Source organism: Labrys okinawensis, assembly GCF_047345005.1.
Lineage (GTDB): Bacteria > Pseudomonadota > Alphaproteobacteria > Rhizobiales > Labraceae > Labrys > Labrys okinawensis.
Genome location: NZ_CP178864.1, coordinates 2,421,577 through 2,446,312, shown reverse-complemented (window position 1 = coordinate 2,446,312; position 24,736 = coordinate 2,421,577). Strand labels below are relative to the sequence as shown.

The following is a 24,736-nucleotide window of genomic DNA, read 5'->3' as shown; positions in this document are numbered from 1 at the left end:
ATCTGACGAAAATATGTCAATATGACTGACGTAAATTTCTCTCGCCTCCCGGCTTCAAAACCCCGTGCGGAGCCCCACTCCGCAGGGCCTCCGCTCTACGACCTCATCGAACTCTTGTTTTTCGCCTATCGCGATTTCGTCGCTGACCCGGATCATGCCCTCGAGATCTACGGTTTCGGCAGGGCCCATCACCGCGTGCTGCATTTCGTCGATCGCAACCCTGACCTTACTGTCGCCGAATTGCTGGATATCCTGAAGATCACCAAGCAATCGCTGGCGCGGGTGCTGAAGGAACTGATCGACCAGGGCTTCGTCCTGCAGCGCGAGGGCCGGGAAGATCGCCGCCAGCGCCTGCTGGCCACCACATCCAAGGGTAAAAAACTGGCAGCGGAATTGGCAAGGACACAGTCGGAGCGCATCGCGAATGCCCTTGCGGAAGCCGGCGTCGGCAGCCATGATTTCGTCGAGCGTTTCCTTTTCGCCATGGTCAATACGGAAGAACGAGCGGCGGTGGCACGTCTCATTCGCGGCAATGCAACTATGGGCGAGGACCGATGAACAAGGTTGCCGTCCTGCCCGACGATGCACCCCATATCCTCCTGGTTGATGATGACAATCGCATCCGCGCCCTGCTGTCTCGCTATCTCAACGAGCACGGGTATCGGGTGACCATGGCCGAGCATGCGGCGAGCGCCCGCCAGCGCATCGGCGCAATCGCCTTCGATCTGCTGATCGTCGACGTGATGATGCCGGGCGAGAATGGCCTCGACCTCACGCGCTGGATCCGCAACGATTCGAGCGTGCCGATCCTGATGCTGACGGCGCGAGGCGATCCGAATGACCGCATCCAGGGCCTGGAGATCGGTGCCGACGATTATCTCGCCAAGCCCTTCGAGCCGCGCGAATTGCTGCTGCGCATCAACAATATCCTGAAGCGAGCCGCCGCCCCTGCCCCGGCCGAGCCGGTGCGCGATATCCTCACCTTCGGCGATTTTACCTTCCATGTCGCTCGCGGCGAGCTGCAGCAGGCTGGCGAGACCGTCCGCATCACCGAGCGCGAGCGCGACATGCTGCGCCTCCTGGTGGAAAAGCCGCGCGAGACCGTCGACCGGCTGGCGCTGGCCGGCCCCGCTGCAGACAGTGCCAATGAGCGCACCGTCGATGTGCAGATCAATCGCTTGCGCCGCAAGATCGAGAAGGACCCCGGCAATCCCGTCTATCTCCAGACGGTGCGTGGAACCGGCTATCGCCTTATGGTCGATATGTGATGGAGCATCGTCAGCCGGCCCACCTCGTTCCGGGCGCGCTCGCCCGCAAGCATCTGGCCCGGATCGCCGAGGCCGGGCGCAGCGCATGGACGAGGACGCGCGAGCTTGCAGCCGGTCCAGGACATCTGCTTTCCGTCCTTGGCGACCGCATGCCGAAGGGCCTCTATGCCCGGTCGCTGTTGATCATCATCACGCCAATGGTGATCCTGCAGGCCATCGTCACCTACATGTTCATGGAGAAATACTGGCAGGGCGTGACCGAGCGCCTGTCGGCGGCCACGACCAAGGACATTGCGGGACTCGTCGAGCTCTATGAGCAATTGCCGCACGACAAGGCCACCAGGGAAATGTTGCAGAACATAGCCCAGAAGCAGCTCGCCCTCGGCATCGAGTTCCGTCCGCCCGAAGATCTTCCTCCGCGCGGCGCCCGGCCCTTCTTCGACATTCTCGACCAGGCCCTGTCCGACGAAATCCGCGCCCGCATCGGCTTGCCGTTCTGGATCGATACGGTTGGGCGCTCCAACCTGGTGGAGATCCGCATCAAGCTGGACGATACCGTGCTGCGCGTATTCGCCCTTCGCAGCCAGACCTTTGCCTCCAACTCCTATATCTACCTGCTCTGGATGCTGGGCTCCTCACTGATCCTGATGACGGTAGCGATCCTGTTCCTGCGCAACCAGATCCGGCCGATACAGCAGCTCGCCGTCGCCGCGCAGGATTTCGGCAAGGGCCGCGACGTCCAGAATTTTCGGCCTCGCGGGGCGCGTGAAGTCAGGCAGGCCGCGAACGCCTTCATCGAGATGCGCCGGCGCGTCGAGCGCTCGTTCGAGCAGCGCACCGCCATGCTCAACGGCGTATCGCACGACATGCGCACCATCCTGACGCGCTTCAAGCTCTCGCTCGCCCTGCTCGACGAAAGCAATCCCGAGTTCGAGGACCTGCAGAAGGATGTCGACGAGATGAGCCGCATGCTGGAGGCCTATCTGGCCTTCGCGCGCGGCGACGCCGCAGAGCAGGCCGCGCCCACCGACATCGAGATGCTGCTGGAACAACTGCGCTCGGATTCCGTCCGCCAGGGCCACGACACAAAGGCCAGCTTCCAGGGCAATCCCATCGTGGTGGTGCGTCCGGATGCCTTCAAGCGCTGCCTGACCAATCTGGTCTCCAACGCCCAGCGCTTCGGCAGGGCAATCATGATCGCCGGCCAGCGCGAAAGCCGCTACCTCATCGTCACCGTCGACGATGACGGGCCCGGCATCCCCGAGGACAGCCGCGAGGACGTCTTCAAGCCCTTCTTCCGTCTCGATGAGGCCCGCAACCAGGACTATGGCGGCACGGGTCTCGGCCTTGCCATCGCCCGCGACATTGCCCGCTTCCATGGCGGCGACATCACCTTGGGCAAGAGCCCGCTTGGCGGCCTGCGGGCAACGGTGCGCATACCGGTGTAGGCGCGGGATCGGCACGGCGGCGAGTTCGAACAAGGAAGTTCCGACTCCCCTTGGAAACAACCGCAGCTCGCCTTATGGCATCTGCGTTTGTGCCAGGAGCCGGTGAAGCAGTGGCGACGATCCAGGCGGCAGTCCTCCAGTTTCCGGTCACGATGGATATCGGCGCCAATCTGGCTCATTTATCCACGGCCCTGGCGGAGCTCCCGCCCGAGACACTGGCGGTGGTGCCGGAAGGTGCGCTGTCGGGCTATCTGCCCACCTCGGATTTCGTCGACGCGATCGACCAGGCCCAGAGTCGGCGAGCCCTGGAAACGACACGTTCGCTTGTGACCGGGAAGCGTCTTCACCTCATTGTTGGCGCCTGCGTACCCATCGATGGCGGCTGGCGAAACGCAAGCTTCTATCTGGGGCCCGAAGGCCGGCTCGAGCGCTACGACAAGATCAACCTGGCCTGGAGCGAGCGGGCGCGCTTCACCGCCGGGCATGACCTGCCAGTGTTCGAGATGGAGGTCGGCGGCACGTCGCTGCGGCTGGGCATCCAGATGTGCCGGGAAATCCGCTATCCCGAGCAATGGCGTGTCCTGGCTGCGAAAGGGGCGCAGGTGATCGCCTATGTCAACAATGCCATCGGCAGCGTCACGGGCCACGAGGTGTGGCGGGCTCATGCGATCAGCCGGGCGGCGGAGACGCAGCGCTTCGTTCTCGGCGCCAACAATGCGGCAGCGGATCAACTCTGCCCCAGCCTGATCGTCGCGCCTTCCGGCAAGGCGCTGGCGGAAGCGGCGATCGGGGAGATCTCGACGATCCGGGCGGAGTTGCCTCTCGACGACGTGTCGGACTGGATCCTGGGGCAGGCGCGGGAGGACGTGGTGGCCGTGAAGTTCCTGGGACCGCAGGCATCCCTGCCTGCCTCTTGAAACACAGCGCTCGCCCATGGAGACGAGCCTTTCGGAAACCGCGCCCTCCCGGGACTGCTGGTTTCCCTCCGGCCTCTGCCCTCTTTTTTGGCGCATCGTTTCCAAGAGCAGGCAGGGATGCCTGCGATCGCAGGCATAAAAGCCCGCGGTCTTAGGGAACTACTGCGTGAGAGCCGCTTCCAGCTTCTCGCGCTGCTGCTTGAACGCCACCAGCGCCCCGCCGCCGAGCACGCGCCCCGCCTCCAGCTTGATCCGCAGCGGATCGACATTACGGCCGTTGATGCGCACCTCGTAATAGAGATGCGGCCCGGTGGACAGGCCCGTCGAGCCGATATAGGCGATGGTCTCGCCCTGATGCACGCGAGTGCCGACCCTCATATTCCTGGGAAAGCCGGAGACGTGGGCATAGGTCGTCTCATAACCCTGGTCATGCAGCACGCGGATATATTTGCCGTAACCCGACTCCTGGTCGATCTTCTCGATCACGCCCGACCCGGCCGCTGCCACGGGTGAGCCGTAGGGAGCGGCGTAGTCCACCCCCTCGTGGAAACGCCGGTCATGCAGGACTGGATGGATGCGCCAGCCGAACCCGTCACCGAGGCGACCATTGGCCACGGGCTTGCGCAAGAGCATCACCGTCTGCGAATGCCCATCCTCGTCATAATAGTCCGTGCTGCGATCGTCCGGCGAGGTGAAGCGGTAATAGCGATGCGGCTCGCCAGCGATTGTGAGGCCGGCGAAGGTCAGTTCCTGCTGGCCGTCGTCGTCGAGCGCATAGAGGATGTCGACGCTGTCGTCGGGCGAAGCCGGCCCGTCGAGATCGATATCGCGGCCAGCCAGCCGCACGGCCTGGTCGATCACCGAGCGGTCGATATTGTTGGCTTGCGCCAGGGCATAGAGATTGTCGCGCACGCTGATGCTTGGCCCGATGGTTGGCGCCGCGCCCGCGCCTGCCGGCGGCTTGGGCATGTCGGCGCCACCCGGGGGCGGCGCTGTCATTTCATCGTAACTGCCGTCATCGGTGAGGGCGACGGCGACCGGATCGCTCCCCGGGCGCTGGACGATCACCCGGCTCGGGCGTACCGGTGCCTTGTCGCCGGCGGCATCGGGCTGGACGACGGTGACCATCTCGCCGCCCGCGAGGAGGCCAGGCTTGCCGTCGGACCATCCAGGCATCCGGGCCGTGATGGCCTCCGCATCGCCGCCGCTGGCGCCGAAGGACGTGAGGATCAGGGGCAGCGTATCCTTCGACTTGGCCATGATGATCTTTTCGACCATGTCCTGGCGGTTGAGCGCCTCGGGAACCACCGTCATGTTGATGGCCTCGGCCCGGGCAAGCGTGTCATCGCCATCAGCATAGCCGAGCGCCGCGAGCGTTGCCGGATGCACGGCGCGACGGCGACGCACCGAAGTGCCATAGCGGATCTCCGGCGGCATGGGATCGCCGGCGAGTTGCACCGGGTCCGCATCATCCGAAGGCTCCACCCGCTTGGCTACCGCCGAGACCACGGCAACCGTCTCGCCGGGGCCGAGATGGGCCTGCAGACGATGCTGTGGCTTGGCGCCGAGGCCTGGCACGCTGAGTTCGCCCAGATGCACCTGGGAGGGCGCGATCTGGACCGTGGTCTTCAGCGGGTCGAGGCGGTCACCCCGCCCGTCGAGCGATTCATCGATCTCGGCCACAGTGGATCGGGCGAAGACGGCGACCGCGGCCCTGAAATGCCATTTGCCGTGGAAGGCGACGTCCAGCGCGCCGAGCATCAGAAAGCAGGCCGCCCCCGCCATCAGCACGGTCGCCGCGAGCCAGCGCCGGTTGATAGCGCGCCGGTTGAGGCGCGGATCATTGGGCGACGACACGTTCAAGGGTGGCGGGTCAGCCAGCCTTGCCGCGCGATAGGGCTGCAGGCGGAGGTGATGCAGGCTCACGACAGGCAAATCCTGTCGAAGCACGAGGCCAGTCGGGGCTGCCTCGCCGATTTCGGCCTGAGCATCATGATGGTTAACAAAATCATGATATGGGCAGGAGTGTGACGGGGAGAGTCACCATCCACAAAAAGGCCGTCTCCAGTCAATGCCCTGGGTGCATCCAAGCACCCAAATTCGCGTTGGCGAGATACGGAATCGCCAACCAGGCTCTCCGCTGCCCGACCAGGCCGGAGGCGTAGTCGTGGGAATTAAGGGCTCGGCCTCTGCCAAGCTGAGGCTACCGTTGAGGCGGCAAGGGCTCTATACCAGCCGCACCCCGTTCGGAACGGCACGCTCTGGCACCGCCAGCACGATCGCCCCGTCCTTGTCTGCAAAACCCAGTGTGAGCACCTGCGACATGAACTTGCCGATCTGTCGCGGCGGAAAATTCACCACCGCCATTACCTGGCGCCCGACCAGTTCCTCGGCGCCATAGTGCACGGTGATCTGCGCCGAGGAGACCTTGATGCCGATCTCCTCGCCGAAATCGATGCGCATGCGATAGGCCGGCTTGCGAGCCCCGTCCAGGACCGCCGCTTCGAGGATCGTGCCAATGCGGATATCAACTTTCAGGAAGTCGTCGAAACTGATGACGGCGGCGGCTTCGGTACTGCTCACACGGCCTCCGCATCGTCCTGGCCGCCGGACCGGCGGCGGCGCGCATCGGCGAAATCATGGAACCTCGTGCGCAGGCGCTCGCGCATGCGCGAGCGCCGCTCGTGCGAACGCTCCGCCATGCGGCAGAAGGGCTTGAAGATCTGGAACAAATCGTCCGCCCGCTCCATCCAGCGCTCGCCGGACCGCAATTGCCGGTCGACTTCCTTCATCGTCACGGCGAGGCCTTCGTCGTCATCCCTAAGCCAGACCTTGATGATGCGCGACCAGGCAAGCGCCAGGCCCTGCGCCCGCACGGCGCCGAGCGGCCCTTCGGCGTCGATGTCGGCAGCCACCAGCATCCATTGCATTGAATTCGTGACCACGCGATTCCAAGCTGCCAGCGAGAGCGGATCGACCGCAAAGGCCTTGCTGATATTCTCGATCGCCACCTTGTGTGGCGCCAGCACGTCAAGGCGCCGCATCAGGACATCGAAGAGCCTTTCGCGAGCCGGTTCGTCTGCCATGCCCTCGTCGATGCCGTCGAGCACGGCCTGATCGACCTGCCGCGAATACGCGGCAAGCATCGCGCCCTTGGACGGGAAGAGACCGCGCAGGAGCGACAGTTTGAGCCCGGCCTTTCCGGCAATGTCGTTGAGGCCGATATCCTTCCAGGCCGTCTCGGCACTGAGTGCCAATAAGGCATCGATCGCAGCCTGGCGCGGATCGAGGGCGCCTTCTTCCCGCGTTTTCTCAGCCATGACCAGTCCTCGCTGTTTCATTGCCTGTCTACAGTGAAGATAGGCCGTCTACGGGCCGGATCAATGCGGCGCGTTGGCATGGCCGAGAGAAGGCCACCTTTCCTGGGATGACTTGATGTTGCCAGGGGCGGCCTCTACTGTTTGCCAACAAACGCTTGACGGTACCAAACACGGCCAGGGAATGTTGCAGCAATCTGTGAAGAAGGCGCCTATCAGTCCAGTGACGCTGGCGGCCGGCTTCGCTCTTCTGGCTGTCATCGTGGGATGTGCAGCCTGGCTTACCAACGCGCAGGCCGAAAACGAGCACTGGGTCTCGCACACATTGCAGGTACAGTCGGCAGTCGTGACCTCCTTCTCGACACTTCAGGATGCCCAGATCGGCGTGCGGGGCCTCTTGATCGAGGACGATCTGTCGACGCTCGCTCCCTACACCAAAGCCGATCCGAAGATTCCCGAAACGATCGATCGTGTCGCCAGCCTTGTTGCCGACAATCCCGCACAGGCCGACCGCGCACGGCGCTATCGGGAGTTCGCGCTTATGTCACGCGATGCCTTCGACGGGATTGTCGCGGCCTATAATGCCGGCGACCGTAGCAAGGCGGTCGCGCTGCTCGTCGAGAGCCAGAAACAGGCCTATATGAGCCAAGCCCGCTCCCTAGCGGACGAGATGGTGAAAGCCGAGCAGATCCTGCTCCAGCAGCGCACCAGGACCGTGAAGACCACCACATTCTGGCTGGATATCTCCACCGCACTGGCGGCTCTCGCCGCGATGGGGCTGGGTATCGGCACTTATTTCAGCGTCAAATCGGCCAATGACCAACTCGTAGCCGGCAACCGCCAGCTTGCCTCCGCCTATGCCTCCCTTCAGGACGAGATCGAGGAACGCACCAAGGTCGAGGCGCAGCTGCGCCAGTCCCAGAAGATGGAGGCGATTGGCCAGTTGACCGGAGGCGTCGCGCACGACTTCAACAACATGCTTGCCGTGATCATCGGCAATCTCGGGCTTCTGCTGCGCCGCTGGCGGCCGCAAGAAGACAAGGCGGTGCAATATATTGAGAACGCGCTCTCTGGCGCCCGCCGCGCAGAGACCCTGACGCACCGCCTGCTCGCCTTCTCCCGCCAACAGCCCCTGGTTCCCCAGGTGATCGACTGCAACAAGCTGGTCGGCGGCATGAATGACCTTCTCCGCCGCACGATCGGCGAGAATATCCAGGTGGAGACAGTCCTGGGCGCTGGCAACTGGCGCACCAGGGCCGATCCGGCCCAGCTCGAAAGTGCCATCCTCAACCTCGCCGTCAATGCGCGCGACGCCATGCTTGAGGGAGGCAAACTGACCATCGAGACAGCCAACGCCTTCCTCGACGAAACCTATACCCGCCCGCTCGACGACGTCCCGCCCGGCCAATATGTGCTGATATCGGTCACCGACAACGGCACGGGCATGCCAGCGGAGGTGCTGGCTCGCGCCTTCGATCCCTTTTTTACAACCAAGGCGGTGGACAAGGGCACCGGGCTCGGCCTCAGCCAGGTCTATGGCTTCGTGAAGCAATCCGGCGGTCATATCCGCATCTATTCGGAGCTCAACCATGGCACGGCGATCAAGATCTACCTGCCGCGCACGGTGGAGCCGGAAACCGCGCCCAGCCCCCTGATGCCAAGGACGGACGAGATCCCGCTCGGGACGCACGAGCAGATCATCCTGGTTGTCGAGGATGAGAGCAGCATGCGCCGTTTTGCCGTGGATGCCCTGCGCGAACTCCGCTATTCCGTCATCCATGCCGACAACGGCAAGGACGCGCTCGCCCTCCTCGCCAACCACCCGCGCATCGACCTGCTGGTCACCGACATCATCATGCCCGAGATGAACGGCCGGCAACTGGCGGAGGAAATCCAGCGCCAGCGCGCCGGGGTGAAGGTGCTCTACATGACCGGCTTCACCCGCAACGCCGTAGTACATAACGGCGTGGTCGACGATGGCGTGAACCTGATGACCAAGCCGTTCAGCCTGGCGGATTTTGCGGAACGCGTGGCGAGGCTGCTGCGGGCGGGGTAGCCTGGGAGCGTCGGCTTTCCAGCCGGCAGTCCCGACGTCAGGACGCCAGTTCCCCTGCCCGCTTCTGCGCAGCGAGCACCGCCCTCTCCACCAATGGCGTCAGGCCGTCCTCTGCCATCAGCACGGCGAGGGCCGCGGCCGTCGTGCCGCCGGGGCTGGTGACGTTCTGACGCAACGTCGCGGCCGGCAGGTCGGACTGATGGAGCAGTTCGCCCGAGCCGACAATGGTGGCGCGGGCAAAGCGCATCGCCATATCGGCAGGCAGGCCCGCCTTGACGCCCGCAGCCGCGAGAGCCTCCACGAGGTTGAAGACATAGGCCGGCCCGGAGCCCGACACCGCCGTCACCGCGTCGATCAGCGCCTCGTCCTCGACCCATTCGACAGCTCCCGTTGAGCGCAATAGCGCATCGGCGGCAGCCTTCTGGGCTGGTGTGACGAAGGCGTTGGGCACGGCGCCGGTGATGCCGCGGCCGACGGCTGCCGGCGTATTGGGCATGGCCCGGACGATGGCGGTATTCGCAGGCAGTTCGGCGGCAATGCCGGCGATGGTCTTGCCGGCCATGATGGAGATGGCGAGCGTATGACTTCCGAAGAGCGGCGCCACGGTTTTCATGGCCGCCAGCATCATCTGAGGCTTGATGGCCAGCAGGACCACGGCCGGCGTGCCGAAGCCGGCGAGATCGGGATTGACGGCGATGCCAGCGCGGGTGAGCGCCGCACTCGCCTCGGGCGGTAGATGCGGGTCGAGCGCGCCAACCTCGGCCGGATCGAGGCCGAGCTTCAGCCAGCCCTCCAGCATGGCGCTGCCCATCTTGCCGGCGCCGAGAAGCAGCAGCTTCCCACCGATGTCGAGTTTGCCCGCCATCGCCTCAGGCCTCGCCCACCGTCTCGAACAACACGGCTTCGAGGGCCTCCTTCGGCGTCTTGCCGGCCCAGATCACGAATTGGAAAGCCTGGAAATAGCGCTCGCAGGTCTCGACGGCGATCTCGATCAGCGCCTCGCACTGTCGCGTATTCACTTCCGCCCCACCCGCCAGGAACAAGGCGTGGCGGTACATGATGACCTGATCGGCATTCCATACATCGAAATGACCGATCCAGAGCTGCTCGTTGACGAGCGCGATGGTCTGCAGCAGGTCGGAATGGCGGCGCTTGGGAATCTTGGCGTCGAACGAACAGGCCAGGTGCAGCGATTCGATATCGTCCATCCAGGTGAAGGAGACGGCATAGTCGCAGCCATGCCCCTTCACGACGATGGAGATCTCGTCTTCGCCAAGCCTGTCGAAGGCCCAGTCATGGAGACTCGCCAAGTGTTCGACGAGATCAACCGGATGGCCGGCCCGCTCGCTTTGGAGCTCTATAACGGACATTGCAACTCCCGGCGCCTTCGCAAAGGCGCATTCCTGCTGCGAATACCAAGTGAAGCGCAGCCTATGAGGGAGAGTTCGGCTATTCAGGCCGAATCGGCAAGGATTCGTTCCCGCCGTCCACAAGGTCGCCACGGCTTTATTGTCGCACGATTATTTGGTGGAAAGTTTTGCTTCCAGCTCTGCTATGCGGGCGGCCAGACGCTCGTTTTCATCGCGAGCCTTGATCGCCATTTCTCGCACGGCGTCGAATTCATCACGTCGAACATAGTCGAGATCGCGCATGATGCGTTCGGCCTGGCCACGCACGACATTGTCGACCTCGCGGCGCACGCCTTGGGCGACACCGGCAGCATCGGTCATCAGCTTGGCGAACTCGTCATACATACGGCCGGTCTGCTGGGGCATTGAAGGACTCCTTTGCATGCGAGGTAGCATGTCATTGGCCCCCTTATAAGCATCCGCCTTGACGCTGTCACATCTTGCCGACACAAGGCGGGCATGTACGATCAATTCATCACCCTTCCCGATCCGACCACGGTGCTGTTCCAGGCTGGTCCTGTGGCGCTGCGCATCTATGCGCTCGAAATCGGGCCTGTCCTCATCCGCTGGTATGCGCTGGGCTATATTTTTGGCCTGCTCGGCGGCTGGTGGTATGCGCGCCGGCTTGTCGCCAATACCAGCCTGTGGACGGTGCAACCGGGAACCCCGGCCCAGCTCGACGACCTCCTGATCTGGGTGACGCTAGGCGTGGTGCTGGGCGGAAGGCTTGGGCAGGTGCTGCTCTATGCGCCCGGCTATTATTTCGCCAACCCCTGGGAGATCCCGCAGATCTGGCATGGCGGCATGGCCTTCCATGGGGGCCTGATCGGGGCGACGCTCGCCATCGTCGTCTACGCCTGGGCCAACAGGATCCCGGTCCTCTCCTATCTCGACGTCATTTCCGCCGTAGCGCCCTTCGGCATATTCCTGGTGCGCATCGCCAATTTCATCAATGGCGAATTGTGGGGCCGGGAAACCACCGATGTGCCATGGGCGATGATCTTCTCCGACCCTGAGGCCGGCGGCGTGCCCCGCCATCCCAGCCAGCTCTATGAAGCAGCGACCGAGGGCATCCTGCTCTTTGTAGTGCTGCTCGCCTTGACGCGTCTCGGCGGCCTCAAGCGCCCGGGCCTGATCGCCGGCGTGTTCGGCCTCGGCTATGCCGCCGCCCGCTCCTTCTGCGAGCAGTACCGCGAGCCGGATGGCTGGGCGATCAAGGAACTTCTGACCATCGGACAGGCCTATTCGCTGCCCATGGCCATCATCGGCATCGGCCTGATTCTCAACGCCTTCCTGCGCAAGCCGCAGCCGGCATGAGCGGCACACCGCTCGCCCTCGAGATCAAGGACCTGATCCGCCAGGAAGGCCCGATCAGCGTGGCCCGCTACATGGCGCTTGCCCTCGGCCATCCCGGCCATGGCTACTACATGACGCGCGACCCGCTCGGCGCGGCGGGTGATTTCACCACCTCGCCGGAGATCAGTCAGATGTTCGGCGAGATCATCGGGCTATGGGCAACGCATCGCTGGATGATCCTGGGCTCGCCCGCCCGCGTCAGCCTGGTTGAGCTCGGCCCCGGCCGGGGTACGCTGATGGCCGATGCGCTGCGTGCCATCGGCAAGGTGATGCCCGACTTTGCGCGGGCAATCGAGGTGCATCTCGTCGAAACCAGCCCCGTGCTTCGCCAGGCCCAAGCCAAGGCTCTGCGCGGCACCAAGCCTGTCTGGCACGACGATCTGTCGACGCTGCCGGATCAGCCTCTCATCGTCATCGCCAATGAGTTCTTCGACGCCCTGCCCATACACCAGCTGGTCTATCAGGGCGGCCGCTGGCATGAACGCCTCGTCGGGCTTCGCGACGGAGAGCTCGCCTTCGGGCTCGCGCCGGAACCGGCGCCCGAGCCGCAGGCGCCCCGGGGGGAGGCACTCGACGGCACCATACTCGAATATCACGAGGCGGGATCGCTGGTAATGGCGGAGCTGTCGGACCGTCTGGCCCGCTTTGGCGGAGCCGCATTGATCATCGACTATGGTCACATCGAGCTCGGTGTCGGCGATACGCTCCAGGCCATGGTTGGGCATGCCTATGTCGACCCCCTCGCCCGCCCCGGCGAGGCCGATCTCACCTCCCATGTCTGCTTCGAGACGCTGGCGCGCATCGCCATGGACAAGAAGCTTGGCATCGACATCCTGACGACGCAGGCACAGTTCCTTGGCGAACTCGGCATCCGGCCGATGGCGGCAAACCTGAAACGCCACGCCACCCCCGAACAGGCCGAGGACATCGACAAGGCGCTGGCGCGCCTCACGGACGACGCGCCAAGGGCGATGGGCTCGCTCTTCAAGGTGCTGGCGATCTCGGCGCCGGGGCCGTAGCACGGCGCGTTCATTCAGCCACGTCGGCCATGCCGAACAGGCTGAGATCAACATCTGGGAACACCCGCGATTGCCAGGAGAGGAAAAGGGCGATCGGTGATCGCCCCTCCATGCTGCCTGCGTGTTGGCTACCCCTCACGCCTTGTGATGGACGTGCTTCACCGTGTGATGATGATAATAATGATGGTGATAATAGTGGTGCTTGTGCTTGGTCGAGCAGGCGCAGTGATGCACGTGATGACGATGGCGATAGACCCGATGCGGCTTCACCACCACCGCGGCGGCCACCGGCTCGATGGTGAGTGTGCCGATGCCTGCCGCTGCGTTCAGGCCGGTCTGGCCCTGCACGGAGAGCGGCTGCAGCGTCACGCCGCCATTGCCGCCGCCGAGCAGCACATTGGCGCCCACGCCCGCACCCACGGTCGCCTCGGCCGAGACACCGCCATAACTGCCACCCAGCGAACCATGAGGGCCAGGCTCGAACACGGCCCAGACGATACGCCCCGCCCAGGTGAAGCCGACATCGACGCCGAGCTTGCGCACGGTGCCGTTATAGAGCTCGGTCTCGCCGTCGAAAGATGTATAGCGGCAAGCCACGGGCTTGCTGGAACCTATGATCACGCCGATACCGCCGCCAATGTCACAGGTCAGCGTCCCGGTCCGGACCGCGGCCTGGGCTGACCCGGCCGCGGCGGGGACGAGCAAAGCAGTAAGAGCAAGGGCCGGCAATAGTTTGGTCATCTTCATGGCATCACCTGTATGATCTTGATCCGGCGCCGGCCTGGGCTGAGAGCGGCATGCTGACGCCGCGAACCAACCGCCTCAAGACACGGCTCACTGCCGTTCGTCCATGGCCGTCGCGGGTTCGCTGACATTGATATACGCCTTTTCCCTGACATGGCTAACAGCTCGTATGCGGCAGCCGGATTCTCCAGCGTCTACCCTCATCGCTTGCTGCCGTGCTTTTGCCCTCTTTACGTTCCTGATTGCCGCCCCTCTGGTTTGACATCCACTTCCATCGTCGCGATCTTGCCCCCATGTCCGATTCGCCCGCCATCGCTCTTCGCCACTCCTCCCTCGACCTGCCTGGAGTCAGCCATGGCTTCTTCACCCGACAGGGCGGGGTCTCGGATGGCATCTACGCCTCGCTGAATGGCGGCAACGGCTCTGGCGACAATCCCGAACATGTCCGCGAAAATCGCGGCCGCATGGCGGAAACCCTCGGCGTGCCGCGTGAGCGCTTCATTACCTGCTACCAGGTGCATTCGCCGAATGTGGTCGTCGTCACCGAGCCCTGGACCCGCGAGAACGCTCCCAAGGTCGATGCCATGGTCACCCGGCAAAAGAACCTCGCCATCGCCGTGGCCACCGCCGATTGTGGCCCCGTGCTGTTCGCCGACAGTGAGGCCGGCGTGGTCGGCGCTGCGCATGTAGGCTGGAAGGGCGCATTCACCGGCGTGCTGGAGGCGACCATTGCCGCCATGGTCGGGCTCGGCGCGCGCCGGGAAAACATCACCGCCGTGCTCGGGCCGATGATCTCGAGGAGCGCCTATGAGGTCGGCCCCGAATTCGTCGAGCGTTTCGTGGCATCAGAGCCGGACAACCGGGCTTTCTTCACCCCTGGCCCCAGGGACGGCCATGCCATGTTCGATCTGCCCGCCTATATCGGTGCGCGCATGGGCAGGGCAGGCATCGGCCGCTTCGACGACCTCGGCCTGTGCACCTACGAGGATGAAGAGCGTTTCTATTCCTATCGGCGCGTGACCCATCGCAAGGAGCCCGACTATGGCCGCCTGCTGCATGGCATTGCCCTGGTGGATGCATGAAGCCGGAGGAGTCTGGTGCCCCCCACGCGGCCAGCGGCGCAGCAGATCGGCTTCGCCTCGCTTACGATCGGAATGATGATGACATCGACATCTGAGATCGCGGTGCCTCCTGCACCAAGGCCGGCGACCTGGGCCGAAGCCGTCGAGCTGGAGGGCGTGCCGAACCTGCATCGGGTGACGCCGAGGTTCTATCGTTCGGCCCAGCCGACCGAGGAAGGCTTTGCCAATCTCAGCCAGGACCTTGGCGTGAAAAGCATTGTCAGCCTGCGAGCCTTCCACGCCGACGATGTGCTCGCCGGCGGCAACCATCTCATGCTGACCCGCATTCCCATCCACACCTGGAACATCGAGGACCAGGATGTGGTCAGGGCCCTGCGCACCGTACTGCACGCGCAGGAGCACGGGCCCGTCCTCCTGCACTGCCAGCATGGTTCCGACCGTACCGGCCTGATCTCCGCGCTTTATCGCATCATTGTCGAAGGGTGGAGCAGGGACGATGCGCTGGCTGAAATGCGGGGCGGCGAATTCGGCTACCATGCCGTCTGGGGCAACATCCCGCGTTATCTGAAGACGGCCGATATTCCTGCCCTCAAGGCAGCAGTCCACGCTTCCCGACCAGAGTGATCGCCTTCGGATTGAACCGCCGAGTATCGCAAACTGCTGTGATGCCAATGAGTTAATTTCGAAAGCGGCTTCAGCCTGAACGCATTTTGCTCCAGAGGTTTTCTACATGCTTCACTTTTCGACAGACGAGTTTTCCGCACGCCTGCAGCGCCTCCAGGCCGAAATGGAGCTTCGAAAGCTCGACGCCATGCTGCTGTTCGCGCAGGAGAGCATGTATTGGCTCACCGGCTACGACACCTTCGGCTTCTGCTTCTTCCAGTCCCTGCTGGTGCGGGCCGATGGCCGCATGGCGCTGCTTACCCGCTCGGCGGATCTCAGGCAGGCGCAGCACACCTCCATCCTCGACGATATCCGCATCTGGACTGACCGCAAGGACGCCACGCCGGCCGAGCAATTGCTCGAGATGGCGCGGGATCTCGGTGTCGGCGGCGGGCGCATCGGCGTCGAATTCGACTCCTACGGCCTCACCCATGCCAGTGGCCGAAAGCTCGAGGCCGCCTTTGCGGAGGATTACGAACTTACCGACGCCTCCGAGATCATCACGCGCCTTCGCGCCGTGAAGTCGGCCGCCGAGATCGTCTATGTGCGCGAGGCCGCCCGCCTCTCGGATGCCGCCGATGCAGCCGGCATCGCCGCCGTGCATGCGGGCGCGGACGAGGGCGACATCCTGGCCGCCCAGCACAATGCCATCTTTTCGGCGGGCGGCGACTATCCGGCCAACGAGTTCATCATCGGCTCGGGCCGCGATGCCCTGCTATGCCGGTACAAGGCGGGCCGCCGCAAGCTCGACGCGCGCGACCAGATCACCCTGGAATTCGCCGGCGTCTTCCGCCATTACCATGCAGCGCTGATGCGCACGATCACGGTGGGCGACGTCTCGCCCCGCCACAGCGAGCTCTACACCGCGGCGCATGAAGCCCTGCTTGCCTGCGAAGCCGAGATCCGCCCCGGCCGCACCGCCGGCGATGTCTTCGCCGCCCATGCCCGCGTGATGGACGCTCATGGCCTCGAAAACCACCGCCTCGCCGCCTGCGGCTATTCCCTCGGCGCCAAGTTCACTCCATCCTGGATGGATTGGCCGATGTTCTACGAGGGCAATGACTGGGTGCTGGAGCCTGGCATGGTGATGTTCGCCCACATGATCCTGATGGATTCGCAAAGCGGCACGGCGATGTGCCTCGGCCGCACCAGCCTGACCACGCACGCCGGCAGCGAGGTGCTGAATGGTCGCGATGCCGGGCTGGTGATGAAGTAATCCCTGGCAGCGCGGACGTCCCTACGACATTCAAGAGAATGTCGTAGGGACGTCCGCGCTGCCAGCAACCCACCCATGCAAGTGTGAACTCCTTGTGACGCCCCATTGTCCCAGGCGCCAGCGCTTGCTATGAGCCGCTCTAAGTTTCACGCAAGCGGGAGCCGGCTTCATGGCGGCAGGTGACAGGGGCCACGGCTCGGGCGAGATCAAGCTCGTCTGCGGCAATTCCAATCGCGCGCTGGCCGAATCGATTGCCACCTATCTGAAGACGCCGCTGACGAAGTGCTCGGTGCGCCGTTTCGCGGATATGGAAATCTTCGTCGAGATCCAGGAAAACGTGCGCGGCACGGATGTCTTCGTCATCCAGTCGACCTCCTTTCCCACCAACGACCACCTGATGGAACTGCTGATCATCATGGATGCCCTGCGTCGCTCCTCGGCGAGGCGCATCACCGCGGTGATCCCCTATTTCGGTTATGCCCGCCAGGATCGGCGCGCCTCCGGCCGTACGCCGATCTCCGCCAAGCTCGTCGCCAACATCATCACCAACGCCGGCGCCGATCGCGTGCTCACCCTCGATCTCCATGCCGGCCAGATCCAGGGCTTCTTTGACATCCCCACCGACAATCTCTTCGCCGCGCCGGTGATGGAACGCGACATCAAGGCCCGCATGGAGCTTTCCAAGCTCATGGTGGTGTCGCCAGACGTCGGCGGCGTGGTGCGCGCCCGGGCGCTCGCCAAGCGCATCGATGCTCCGCTCGCCATCGTCGACAAGCGCCGCGAGCGCGCCGGCGAGAGCGAGGTGATGAATGTGATCGGCGATGTCTCCGGCCGCACCTGCATCCTGATCGACGACATCATCGATTCCGGCGGCACGCTGGTGAATGCCGCCGAAGCGCTGCTCGAGCGCGGCGCCAAGGACGTGCTCGCCTATATCAGCCATGGCGTGCTCTCAGGCGGGGCTGTTGCCCGCATCGCCTCCTCCAAGCTGCGCGAGCTGGTGATCACGGATTCGATCATGCCGACCGAAGCCGTGCGCGTGGCGCAGAACATCCGCGTCATCTCGATTGCGCCCCTGATCGGCGAGGCCATCGGCCGCACCGCCTCCGAAGAGAGCGTTTCCAGCCTGTTCAACTGAGGGGCTGCTGCCACGGCCCTTGCGCGTGGACCTTGCCGCAATAGGCGCAGGAATGGAGTGTCGATCTCCGGATCGACACCCCGCGTTTGGCGCGCCTCATTTCGATGCCCCAAGCTCCCCCAACGGCCGAAGCCACTGCAGTGGGCGGCATCGAACCCGTGGTCATCCCGTTCTTATCCACAAGCACCAGGCGATCCAGGCATTTTTTTCTCCCGCAACGCTTCACTCACCAGGCGGTGAGGAGCTTGGCAAAGATTGCGTCGTAAATCGATCGCGCGGAAATATCCGAACTCCCGTTCGCTGCCTCAGGCCGAAAAGGGTGGCCGTCGCCTTGCCAGTAGCGCGGGTGTCAAAATTCGCGGGTTGCCGTTGCAGCGCAGAGGGCCTTTACTAGGCGTTATCAATCAACAGCCGGATGGAACCGGTTTCAGAGGGGTGTTTCCACATGACCAAAGCCTTCAAGACCCGCATCTTCGCACTTGCCCTGGCGACGAGTCTTCTCGGCGGCCTCGCTCTGCCGGCCTTCGCGGAAACCGTGCTCTACAAAGGTAATGGCGGCGAGCCCCAGACGCTCGACTCGGCTCATACCTCGATCAATGTCGAGGAATTCGTGCTCAAGGATCTCAATGAGGGCCTCACGGTCTACGATCCCTTTGGCAAGATCATTCCCGGCTCCGCCGAGAGCTGGACGCTCTCGCCGGACGGCACCGTCTACACCTTCAAGATCCGCGAGAACGCCAAATGGTCGAATGGCGAACCGGTCACGGCCGATGATTTCGTCTTCACGCTGGGCCGCGTCGTGGATCCGAAGGAGGCCTCGGGTTACGCCAACATCCTCTATCCCATCAAGAATGCCGAGGCGATCAACACCGGCAAGATGGGGCTCGACCAACTCGGCGTGAAGGCCGTCGACGCCAAGACGCTCGAGATCACGCTGGAGCGGCCGACGCCCTATTTCCTCCAGCTGCTCGCGCATCAGACCGCGCTCGCCGTCAACAAGAAGAATTACGAGAAATACAAGGCCGACTTCGTCAAGCCGGGCAACATGGTCTCGAACGGGGCCTATATGCTGAGCGAGAACGTCGCCAACGATCACATCACCATGGTCAAGAATCCTAATTACTGGGATGCGGCCAATGTGAAGATCGACAAGGTCGTCTCCTATCCCACCGAGGACAATGCCGCCCAGGTGCGCCGCTTCCTCGCCGGCGAGTTCGACGTGAACTACAATTTCCAGGCCGACCAGCTCAAGTTCCTGCGCGACAAGCTGGGCGACCAGGTGCATGTCTCCCAGTCGCTGTCGACCTATTACTACGTCTTCGACGTGCGCAAGCCGCCCTTCAACGATGCCCGGGTCCGCCAGGCCCTCTCCATGGCCGTCGACCGCGACTTCCTCTCCCAGAAGATCTACAACGGCGCGCAATTGCCCTTCTACAGCCTGGTGCCCGAGGGCATCGACGGCTATACGCCCGCCGAGCTCGATTACGCCGACATGTCGCAGCTCGACCGCGAGGACAAGGCGGCCGAACTCCTGAAGGCAGCCGGCTACGGCCCCGGCGGCAAGCCGCTGAAGATCGAGATCCGCTACAATACGCAGGAAAACCACAAGAAGGTGGCGACCGCCATCGCCGACATGTGGAAGGGGCTGGGCGCGGAGGTCACCATCCTCAACTCGGACGTCAAGACCCACTACGCCTATATCCAGGACGGCGGTTCCTATGACGTCGCCCGCACCGGCTGGGTGGCCGATTATGCCGACCCCGAGAATTTCCTCTTCCTGCTCGCCAGCAACACCAAGAGCCTGAACTGGACGCACTACTCCAATCCGGACTTCGACGCGCTGATGGCCAAGTCCTATGCCGAGCGCGATCCGGCCAAGCGCATGCAGATCCTGCATGATGCCGAATCCCTCGGCCTCAAGGACGGCGCCATGGCGCCCCTGATGACCTATGCCGATTTCTGGCTGGTCTCCAGCAAGATCAAGGGCTGGCACGACAACGCCGCCAACCAGCATCTGACGCGCTTCCTCAGCAAGGAATAACTCGAGGCCGCACAAGCGACGACAGCCTGACGAGGGCCTCTCCAATTTGTCATTGCCGGGCTTGTCCCGGCAATCCAGCCAGCGCCCTGCCCGGGATGGGATGCCCGGGTCGAGCCCGGGCATGACAAAGGCGGCGTCTCTCCAGGTCAGGCTGGCGCTTTTCATCCGCTGCAGTTCTCCGCCCGCACCCTCGCCCCCTGAGGAGGCCTCATGCTCCGCTTCATCCTGCGTCGGTTCGCCAGCGCGGTACCGACCCTGTTCCTGGTGATCACGATCTCCTTCTTCCTGATGCGGTTCGCCCCCGGCGGTCCCTTCAATATGGAGCGGCCGCTGCCGCCCCAGATCCTGGAGAACATGAACCGGGCCTATCACCTCGACGAGCCGCTCTGGCAGCAATATCTGCGCTATATGGCCAATGTCGTGCAGGGGGATTTCGGCCCGAGCTATATCTATCGTGACTTCACCATCCTGGAACTGATGAAGCAGAGCCTGCCCTACTCGCTGACATTGGGCTCGTTCGCCTTGCTGATCGCCGTTGGCGGCGGCCTCACCATGGGCACGATCGCGGCGCTTCGGCAGAACTCGATCATCGACGTCCTGGTGATGAGCGTTGCCAATATCGGCATCACCGTTCCCAATTTCGTGGTCGGGCCCGTGCTTGCGCTGATCTTCGCGGTCATGCTGGGCTGGCTTCCGGGCGGGGGCTGGGGCGACGGCTCGCCGCGCTTCCTCGTCCTGCCAATGATCGCGCTCGCCCTGCCGGAAATGGCGGTGTTCGCCCGGCTGATGCGCGGCTCCATGCTCGAATCGCTGAGGACCGACCATATCCGCACCGCCCGCGCCTATGGCCTGCCCAGCCGGGTGCTGGTCTTCGCCCACGCCATGCGCGCCGGGCTGCTGCCCTGCATCACCTATCTCGCGCCGGCGGCAGCGCAGCTCCTCACCGGCTCCGCGGTGGTCGAGACCATTTTCGGCATTCCCGGCGTCGGGCGCTATTTCGTCACAGGTGCCCTCAACCGCGACTATACGCTGGTGATGGCAACCGTCGTGCTGGTTTCGGTGTTCATCATCGCCTTCAACCTCGCCGTCGATCTCATCTATGCCCTGCTCGATCCGAGGGTTCGCTATGACTGACGCCGCCATCACGCCCCAGGGCACGAGCGGCCGAAGCCGCAGCCTGTTCCAGCTCGCCATGCTGCGCCTGCGCCGCAACACCGCCGCCATGACCAGCCTGGTGGTCTTCGCCGCGATCGCCCTCTTCTGCGTCTTCGGTCCGCTGGTGGCGCCGCATCACTACGATCAGGTCTTCGAATCCTATGTAAACGTGCCGCCGAGCCTGTCGCCTTATCCGCAAAAGGATACCCTGACCGAAGTCATTGCGCATGTTGCCGAGCAGGCGCGGGTGAAGCTCGACAGTTTCGAAACCGCCGGCTCCAGCTTCACCGCAACCTTCTCCTCGGACAGGAAGATCGATCCGCGCGTCACCCGCTATGTCGACCGCGTCAACGAATTCGAGAACGCCACGGTGGCCGAGACGCGCGACGACGGCCGCACCCTGGTGGTCAAGGGCGACATCAACGGACAATATTTCTTGCTGGGCACGGATGCGAATGGGCGTGACCTGCTCTCGCGCATCATGCTCGGTGGCCAGATCTCGCTGCTCGTCGGCATCCTGGCGAGCCTGGTCAGCCTCTTGCTCGGCGTCACCTATGGAGCGATCTCCGGCTTTGCAGGCGGGCGCACCGACAATGTGATGATGCGCTTCGTCGAGATCCTCTATTCCCTGCCCTTCACCTTCTTCGTCATCCTGCTGGTGGTCTATTTCGGCCGCAACTTCGTCCTGATCTTCGTGGCCATCGGTGCCATCGAGTGGCTGGATATGGCGCGGATCGTGCGCGGGCAGACGCTGTCGCTGAAGCGGCGCGAGTTCGTCGCCGCCGCCCATGCCATGGGCCTTTCGGACTGGGCTGTAATCCGCCAGCACATCATCCCCAACACCATCGGGCAAGTGGTGATCTTCCTCACCGTACGCATCCCGCGCGTCATCCTGCTGGAGAGCTTCCTTTCCTTCCTCGGCCTCGGCGTGCAGGAACCGCTGACGAGCTGGGGCGCCCTCATCGCCATCGGCGCCGGCTCCATGCAGGCCGCGCCCTGGCTGCTGATCTGCCCCGCCGCCTTCTTCGTCACCACGCTGTTCTGCCTCAACTTCATCGGCGACGGCCTGCGCGACGCCCTCGATCCAAAGGACCGTTGATATGGCGAGCGCTGACGTGACCCAGTCTAAAGACAACGAGACCGTTCTCGACATTTCGGGCCTCGACGTCCGTTTCGCGACACCCGATGGCGAGCTTCGCGCCGTCAAGGGCGTCGACATCAAGGTCGGGCGTGGCGAGACCGTCGCCATCGTCGGCGAATCCGGTTCCGGCAAGAGCCAGACCATGATGGCGGCCATGGGGCTTCTGGCCGGCAATGGCCGCGCGACCGGTTCGGTCCGATATCGCGGGCGCGAATTGCTCGGGCTCAGGCCGAAAGAGCTCAACAAGGTGCGCGGCGCCAAGATCACCATGATCTTCCAGGAGCCGATGACCTCGCTGGACCCGCTCTATCGCATCGGCCGCCAGGTGGCAGAGCCGATCGTGCATCACCAGGGCATCGGCTACGCCGAGGCCCGCAAGCAAGTGATCGAGCTGCTTCGGCTGGTCGGCATTCCCCATCCCGAGCGGCGGGTCGATGCCTATCCGCATGAAATGTCCGGCGGCCAGCGCCAGCGCGTGATGATCGCCATGGCGCTCGCCAACCAGCCGGACGTGCTTATCGCCGACGAGCCGACCACAGCCCTTGATGTCACCGTGCAGGCGCAGATCCTCGCACTGCTGGCGGATTTGCGAGAGCGGCTCGGCATGGCGATCGTCTTCATCAGCCATGACCTCAATGTCGTCAGGCGCTTTGCCGACCGGGTCTATGTCATGCGTTATGGCGAGGTGGTGGAGGAAGGACCGATCGAGGAGGTCTTCAGCCGCCCGCGCAACCCCTACACACAGATGTTGCTCGCAGCCGAGCCGACGGGCAGCAAGGCGCCGCCGCGGGCGGGAGCGCCCGTGCTGCTGGAGGGGCGGGACGTCAAGGTGAGCTTCCATCTTCCCGGAGGGGGCCTCTTCAGCCGCCATGCCGCCATCGAGCTCAAGGCAGTGGACGGCGTTTCGCTGCGCCTGCAGCAGGGACAGACCATCGGCATCGTCGGCGAATCCGGCTCGGGCAAGTCCACCCTCGGCCGAGCCTTGCTGCGGCTGCTTGCCAGCCAGGGCCATGTCCTGTTCGACGGCAAGGACATTTCCCAAGCCGACAGGACTCGCATGCGGCCCCTCCGGCGGGCGCTGCAGCTCGTCTTCCAGGACCCCTACGGCTCGCTGTCGCCACGCATGACGGTGGGCGCCATCGTCACCGAGGGGCTCAAGGTGCATGAGCCCAACCTTTCCGCCGCCGAGCGCGACAAGCGCGCCATCCAGGCCTTGACGGAAGTCGGCCTCGATCCTCTCGCCCGCAACCGCTATCCGCATGAATTCTCAGGCGGCCAGCGCCAACGCATCGCCATTGCGCGCGCGATGATCCTCAAGCCGAAGGTCGTGGTGCTGGACGAGCCGACCTCGGCCCTCGACCGCTCCGTGCAGAAGCAGATCGTGGAATTGCTGCGCGAACTGCAGGCCGCACATGACCTCTCCTACCTCTTCATCAGCCATGATCTCGCCGTGGTGAGGGCCCTCTCCGACTATGTGATCGTCATGCGCGAGGGACGGATCGTCGAGGAAGGACCGACGCGCCAGATCTTCGACGCGCCACGCCAGGCCTATACTAAGGCCTTGATGGCGGCGGCGCTCGGCAAGACTCTGGAGGCGGCAGAATAGAGGCGTTCGGCGGGAATTTACGATTCTTGGCGATTTGATATGAAGGCAACATGCCCTGGGGCAAGGCTCGTTTAGGACTTGTGGCGCAGCGCCGCGATGAGGGCCACCAATGCGGGAGGCGATAGGCGCCGACTCGGATGATAGAGGTGGTAACCTGGAAAGGCTGGACTCCAGACTTCGAGAATTTTCGTGAGCCTGCCGGCGACGATGTCGGCCGCAACTTCATCCTCGCGGACATAAGCGAGGCCGTGACCTGCCAAGGCCGCCTCGCGAATTAGGTCGGAGTTGTTGAATATCAGAGGTCCCTCGACGCGAACTTGCAAGGGCCGCCCGTCCTCCAGGAAGTCCCAGGCGTAGAGCCCGCCTGACTTGACGTACCTGTAGTTGATGCAACGATGGCTTGATAGCTCGCGCGGCGTTAGCGGAACTGGATGGTCTGCGAAATAGGACGGAGCACCGACGACGGCCATCCGGATATCCGGCCCGACGCGGACTGCGACCATGTCCTTCTCGACGATGTCGCCGAAGCGGATGCCTGCGTCGATGCGGTCGGCGACGATATCGTTCAATTTGTCATCGACGATCATATCCACGCGAATGTCTGGATGTGATGCCAGAAAGCTCGGCAGAACGGGCATCACGACAGACGAGACCGCATGTTTGGTCGCGGTAATGCGAACGGTGCCGGACGGCTTCCCGCGAAGGGCGACGATCGCGTCGATTCCGGAAGCAATGTCCCCCAGTGCGGGGCGCAGCGAGCGCAGCAGCGTCTCACCAGCTTCGGTCGTTGATACCGAGCGCGTGGTCCGTGACAAGAGCCGTACGCCGAGCCGCTCCTCCAAGGCCTTCATTGCATGGCTCAGTGCGGACTGAGACATTCCGAGCTCCGCGGCGGCACGTGTAAAACTGCCGTGTTCCGCTACGACAGAGAAGGCGGCGAGGTCATACAGATCGTCTCGTTTCATTTATGCGCCGTACCCATAAGGCTAATTGAATCATGGTGCATTATCGAAAGCGGACAACAAGACTATCTTGCAATGAGCAATGCGAAGGGTGCGGGCTTCCCCAAATTGGAGGCATTACGACATGCTTCGTAGATCATTAAAGGTGACGACGTGCAATCAGATTTCGACGGAGCGCGCTCCAGCGGAATGTGATGC

The 24,736-nt window shown here is 63.7% G+C and carries 23 protein-coding genes; 15 read left to right on the top strand and 8 right to left on the bottom strand.

Features of this window, described 5'->3' with window-relative positions:
* Nucleotides 1-21 precede the first annotated feature (21 nt).
* The 4 genes from ACMDCR_RS11520 to ACMDCR_RS11505 all read left to right on the top strand — a co-directional run bounded on the left by ACMDCR_RS11520 (nt 22) and on the right by ACMDCR_RS11505 (nt 3,633).
* Nucleotides 22-558 carry a MarR family winged helix-turn-helix transcriptional regulator gene (locus ACMDCR_RS11520; protein ID WP_413992660.1) on the top strand — a complete coding sequence of 179 codons (537 nt, stop codon included), beginning with the start codon at nt 22-24 and terminating at the stop codon, nt 556-558.
* On the top strand, nt 555-1,268 hold the full coding sequence (locus ACMDCR_RS11515) for a response regulator (RefSeq protein WP_413992659.1): 714 nt from the start codon (nt 555-557) through the stop codon (nt 1,266-1,268). The genes ACMDCR_RS11520 and ACMDCR_RS11515 overlap by 4 nt, the downstream gene beginning before the upstream one ends.
* Nucleotides 1,268-2,716, top strand: coding sequence for an ATP-binding protein (locus tag ACMDCR_RS11510; RefSeq protein WP_413992658.1), 1,449 nt, complete (start codon nt 1,268-1,270; stop codon nt 2,714-2,716). Before ACMDCR_RS11515 ends, ACMDCR_RS11510 begins: the two co-directional genes overlap by 1 nt.
* Before the next feature lie 110 nt (nt 2,717-2,826).
* On the top strand, nt 2,827-3,633 hold the full coding sequence (locus ACMDCR_RS11505) for a carbon-nitrogen hydrolase family protein (protein WP_413992657.1): 807 nt from the start codon (nt 2,827-2,829) through the stop codon (nt 3,631-3,633).
* A 159-nt stretch (nt 3,634-3,792) separates the two neighbouring features.
* Here ACMDCR_RS11505 and ACMDCR_RS11500 read toward each other — a convergent pair whose 3' ends face one another.
* The 3 genes from ACMDCR_RS11500 to ACMDCR_RS11490 all read right to left on the bottom strand — a co-directional run bounded on the left by ACMDCR_RS11500 (nt 3,793) and on the right by ACMDCR_RS11490 (nt 6,953).
* Nucleotides 3,793-5,559 carry a M23 family metallopeptidase gene (locus ACMDCR_RS11500; RefSeq protein ID WP_413992656.1) on the bottom strand — a complete coding sequence of 589 codons (1,767 nt, stop codon included), beginning with the start codon at nt 5,557-5,559 and terminating at the stop codon, nt 3,793-3,795.
* Nucleotides 5,560-5,859: 300 nt separating this feature from the next.
* A complete protein-coding gene (locus ACMDCR_RS11495) occupies nt 5,860-6,216 on the bottom strand; it encodes a tRNA-binding protein (protein ID WP_413992655.1) in 357 nt (118 codons plus the stop codon).
* A complete protein-coding gene (locus ACMDCR_RS11490) occupies nt 6,213-6,953 on the bottom strand; it encodes a TetR/AcrR family transcriptional regulator (protein ID WP_413992654.1) in 741 nt (246 codons plus the stop codon). The genes ACMDCR_RS11495 and ACMDCR_RS11490 overlap by 4 nt, the downstream gene beginning before the upstream one ends.
* A gap of 181 nt (nt 6,954-7,134) precedes the next feature.
* Here ACMDCR_RS11490 and ACMDCR_RS11485 point away from each other — a divergent pair, with 181 nt between their 5' ends.
* Nucleotides 7,135-9,006 carry a CHASE3 domain-containing protein gene (locus tag ACMDCR_RS11485; RefSeq protein ID WP_413992653.1) on the top strand — a complete coding sequence of 624 codons (1,872 nt, stop codon included), beginning with the start codon at nt 7,135-7,137 and terminating at the stop codon, nt 9,004-9,006.
* A gap of 37 nt (nt 9,007-9,043) precedes the next feature.
* Here the strand turns inward: ACMDCR_RS11485 and proC are convergent, their stop codons facing one another.
* The 3 genes from proC to ACMDCR_RS11470 all read right to left on the bottom strand — a co-directional run bounded on the left by proC (nt 9,044) and on the right by ACMDCR_RS11470 (nt 10,781).
* Entirely contained in the window at nt 9,044-9,871 is an 828-nt protein-coding gene (proC, locus tag ACMDCR_RS11480) for a pyrroline-5-carboxylate reductase (protein ID WP_413992652.1), read from the bottom strand.
* A 4-nt stretch (nt 9,872-9,875) separates the two neighbouring features.
* On the bottom strand, nt 9,876-10,376 hold the full coding sequence (locus ACMDCR_RS11475; protein ID WP_284313626.1) for a YbjN domain-containing protein: 501 nt from the start codon (nt 10,374-10,376) through the stop codon (nt 9,876-9,878).
* A 150-nt stretch (nt 10,377-10,526) separates the two neighbouring features.
* On the bottom strand, nt 10,527-10,781 hold the full coding sequence (locus ACMDCR_RS11470; protein ID WP_413992651.1) for an accessory factor UbiK family protein: 255 nt from the start codon (nt 10,779-10,781) through the stop codon (nt 10,527-10,529).
* A gap of 93 nt (nt 10,782-10,874) precedes the next feature.
* On the opposite strand from ACMDCR_RS11470, the gene lgt reads away from it, so the two are divergent.
* Nucleotides 10,875-11,732 (top strand): prolipoprotein diacylglyceryl transferase, encoded by an 858-nt coding sequence (lgt, locus tag ACMDCR_RS11465; RefSeq protein WP_413992650.1) that lies wholly within the window; start codon nt 10,875-10,877, stop codon nt 11,730-11,732.
* Nucleotides 11,729-12,790: a class I SAM-dependent methyltransferase gene (locus tag ACMDCR_RS11460; protein ID WP_413992649.1), complete on the top strand. Its 1,062-nt coding sequence runs from the start codon at nt 11,729-11,731 to the stop codon at nt 12,788-12,790. The genes lgt and ACMDCR_RS11460 overlap by 4 nt, the downstream gene beginning before the upstream one ends.
* Before the next feature lie 135 nt (nt 12,791-12,925).
* Here ACMDCR_RS11460 and ACMDCR_RS11455 read toward each other — a convergent pair whose 3' ends face one another.
* Entirely contained in the window at nt 12,926-13,537 is a 612-nt protein-coding gene (locus tag ACMDCR_RS11455) for a DUF992 domain-containing protein (RefSeq protein ID WP_413992648.1), read from the bottom strand.
* 290 nt (nt 13,538-13,827) lie between these two features.
* Between ACMDCR_RS11455 and pgeF the strand changes: the two genes are divergently transcribed.
* From pgeF to ACMDCR_RS11415, 8 genes are all read left to right on the top strand, one after another.
* Nucleotides 13,828-14,616: a peptidoglycan editing factor PgeF gene (pgeF, locus tag ACMDCR_RS11450; RefSeq protein WP_413992647.1), complete on the top strand. Its 789-nt coding sequence runs from the start codon at nt 13,828-13,830 to the stop codon at nt 14,614-14,616.
* Nucleotides 14,617-14,631: 15 nt separating this feature from the next.
* Entirely contained in the window at nt 14,632-15,240 is a 609-nt protein-coding gene (locus ACMDCR_RS11445; RefSeq protein WP_413992646.1) for a dual specificity protein phosphatase family protein, read from the top strand.
* 106 nt (nt 15,241-15,346) lie between these two features.
* Nucleotides 15,347-16,495 carry a M24 family metallopeptidase gene (locus tag ACMDCR_RS11440; RefSeq protein WP_413992645.1) on the top strand — a complete coding sequence of 383 codons (1,149 nt, stop codon included), beginning with the start codon at nt 15,347-15,349 and terminating at the stop codon, nt 16,493-16,495.
* A gap of 169 nt (nt 16,496-16,664) precedes the next feature.
* Nucleotides 16,665-17,633 carry a ribose-phosphate pyrophosphokinase gene (locus ACMDCR_RS11435; RefSeq protein WP_413992644.1) on the top strand — a complete coding sequence of 323 codons (969 nt, stop codon included), beginning with the start codon at nt 16,665-16,667 and terminating at the stop codon, nt 17,631-17,633.
* Between the two features lie 445 nt (nt 17,634-18,078).
* Complete coding sequence (locus ACMDCR_RS11430) at nt 18,079-19,674, top strand: peptide ABC transporter substrate-binding protein (RefSeq protein ID WP_413992643.1); 1,596 nt, start codon at nt 18,079-18,081, stop codon at nt 19,672-19,674.
* Nucleotides 19,675-19,884: 210 nt separating this feature from the next.
* On the top strand, nt 19,885-20,808 hold the full coding sequence (gene oppB / locus ACMDCR_RS11425) for an oligopeptide ABC transporter permease OppB (RefSeq protein ID WP_413992642.1): 924 nt from the start codon (nt 19,885-19,887) through the stop codon (nt 20,806-20,808).
* Entirely contained in the window at nt 20,801-21,928 is a 1,128-nt protein-coding gene (locus ACMDCR_RS11420) for an ABC transporter permease subunit (protein ID WP_413992641.1), read from the top strand. The genes oppB and ACMDCR_RS11420 overlap by 8 nt, the downstream gene beginning before the upstream one ends.
* A gap of 1 nt (nt 21,929) precedes the next feature.
* The gene (locus ACMDCR_RS11415) at nt 21,930-23,576 is read left to right on the top strand and encodes an ABC transporter ATP-binding protein (protein ID WP_413992640.1); all 1,647 of its coding nucleotides are present in this window, start codon (nt 21,930-21,932) and stop codon (nt 23,574-23,576) included.
* Between the two features lie 71 nt (nt 23,577-23,647).
* Here the strand turns inward: ACMDCR_RS11415 and ACMDCR_RS11410 are convergent, their stop codons facing one another.
* On the bottom strand, nt 23,648-24,541 hold the full coding sequence (locus ACMDCR_RS11410; protein WP_413992639.1) for a LysR family transcriptional regulator: 894 nt from the start codon (nt 24,539-24,541) through the stop codon (nt 23,648-23,650).
* Nucleotides 24,542-24,736: the final 195 nt, after the last annotated feature.

Bases quoted from the DNA above. Each gene is read 5' to 3' on its own strand.
- ACMDCR_RS11520 (WP_413992660.1), top strand. From the start codon at position 22: ATGACTGACGTAAATTTCTCTCGCCTCCCGGCTTCAAAACCCCGTGCG.
- ACMDCR_RS11515 (WP_413992659.1), top strand. From the start codon at position 555: ATGAACAAGGTTGCCGTCCTGCCCGACGATGCACCCCATATCCTCCTG.
- ACMDCR_RS11510 (WP_413992658.1), top strand. From the start codon at position 1,268: ATGGAGCATCGTCAGCCGGCCCACCTCGTTCCGGGCGCGCTCGCCCGC.
- ACMDCR_RS11490 (WP_413992654.1), bottom strand. From the start codon at position 6,953: ATGGCTGAGAAAACGCGGGAAGAAGGCGCCCTCGATCCGCGCCAGGCT.
- ACMDCR_RS11485 (WP_413992653.1), top strand. From the start codon at position 7,135: ATGTTGCAGCAATCTGTGAAGAAGGCGCCTATCAGTCCAGTGACGCTG.
- proC (WP_413992652.1), bottom strand. From the start codon at position 9,871: ATGGCGGGCAAACTCGACATCGGTGGGAAGCTGCTGCTTCTCGGCGCC.
- ACMDCR_RS11475 (WP_284313626.1), bottom strand. From the start codon at position 10,376: ATGTCCGTTATAGAGCTCCAAAGCGAGCGGGCCGGCCATCCGGTTGAT.
- ACMDCR_RS11470 (WP_413992651.1), bottom strand. From the start codon at position 10,781: ATGCCCCAGCAGACCGGCCGTATGTATGACGAGTTCGCCAAGCTGATG.
- lgt (WP_413992650.1), top strand. From the start codon at position 10,875: ATGTACGATCAATTCATCACCCTTCCCGATCCGACCACGGTGCTGTTC.
- ACMDCR_RS11460 (WP_413992649.1), top strand. From the start codon at position 11,729: ATGAGCGGCACACCGCTCGCCCTCGAGATCAAGGACCTGATCCGCCAG.
- ACMDCR_RS11455 (WP_413992648.1), bottom strand. From the start codon at position 13,537: ATGAAGATGACCAAACTATTGCCGGCCCTTGCTCTTACTGCTTTGCTC.
- pgeF (WP_413992647.1), top strand. From the start codon at position 13,828: ATGTCCGATTCGCCCGCCATCGCTCTTCGCCACTCCTCCCTCGACCTG.
- ACMDCR_RS11440 (WP_413992645.1), top strand. From the start codon at position 15,347: ATGCTTCACTTTTCGACAGACGAGTTTTCCGCACGCCTGCAGCGCCTC.
- ACMDCR_RS11435 (WP_413992644.1), top strand. From the start codon at position 16,665: ATGGCGGCAGGTGACAGGGGCCACGGCTCGGGCGAGATCAAGCTCGTC.
- ACMDCR_RS11430 (WP_413992643.1), top strand. From the start codon at position 18,079: ATGACCAAAGCCTTCAAGACCCGCATCTTCGCACTTGCCCTGGCGACG.
- oppB (WP_413992642.1), top strand. From the start codon at position 19,885: ATGCTCCGCTTCATCCTGCGTCGGTTCGCCAGCGCGGTACCGACCCTG.
- ACMDCR_RS11420 (WP_413992641.1), top strand. From the start codon at position 20,801: ATGACTGACGCCGCCATCACGCCCCAGGGCACGAGCGGCCGAAGCCGC.
- ACMDCR_RS11415 (WP_413992640.1), top strand. From the start codon at position 21,930: ATGGCGAGCGCTGACGTGACCCAGTCTAAAGACAACGAGACCGTTCTC.
- ACMDCR_RS11410 (WP_413992639.1), bottom strand. From the start codon at position 24,541: ATGAAACGAGACGATCTGTATGACCTCGCCGCCTTCTCTGTCGTAGCG.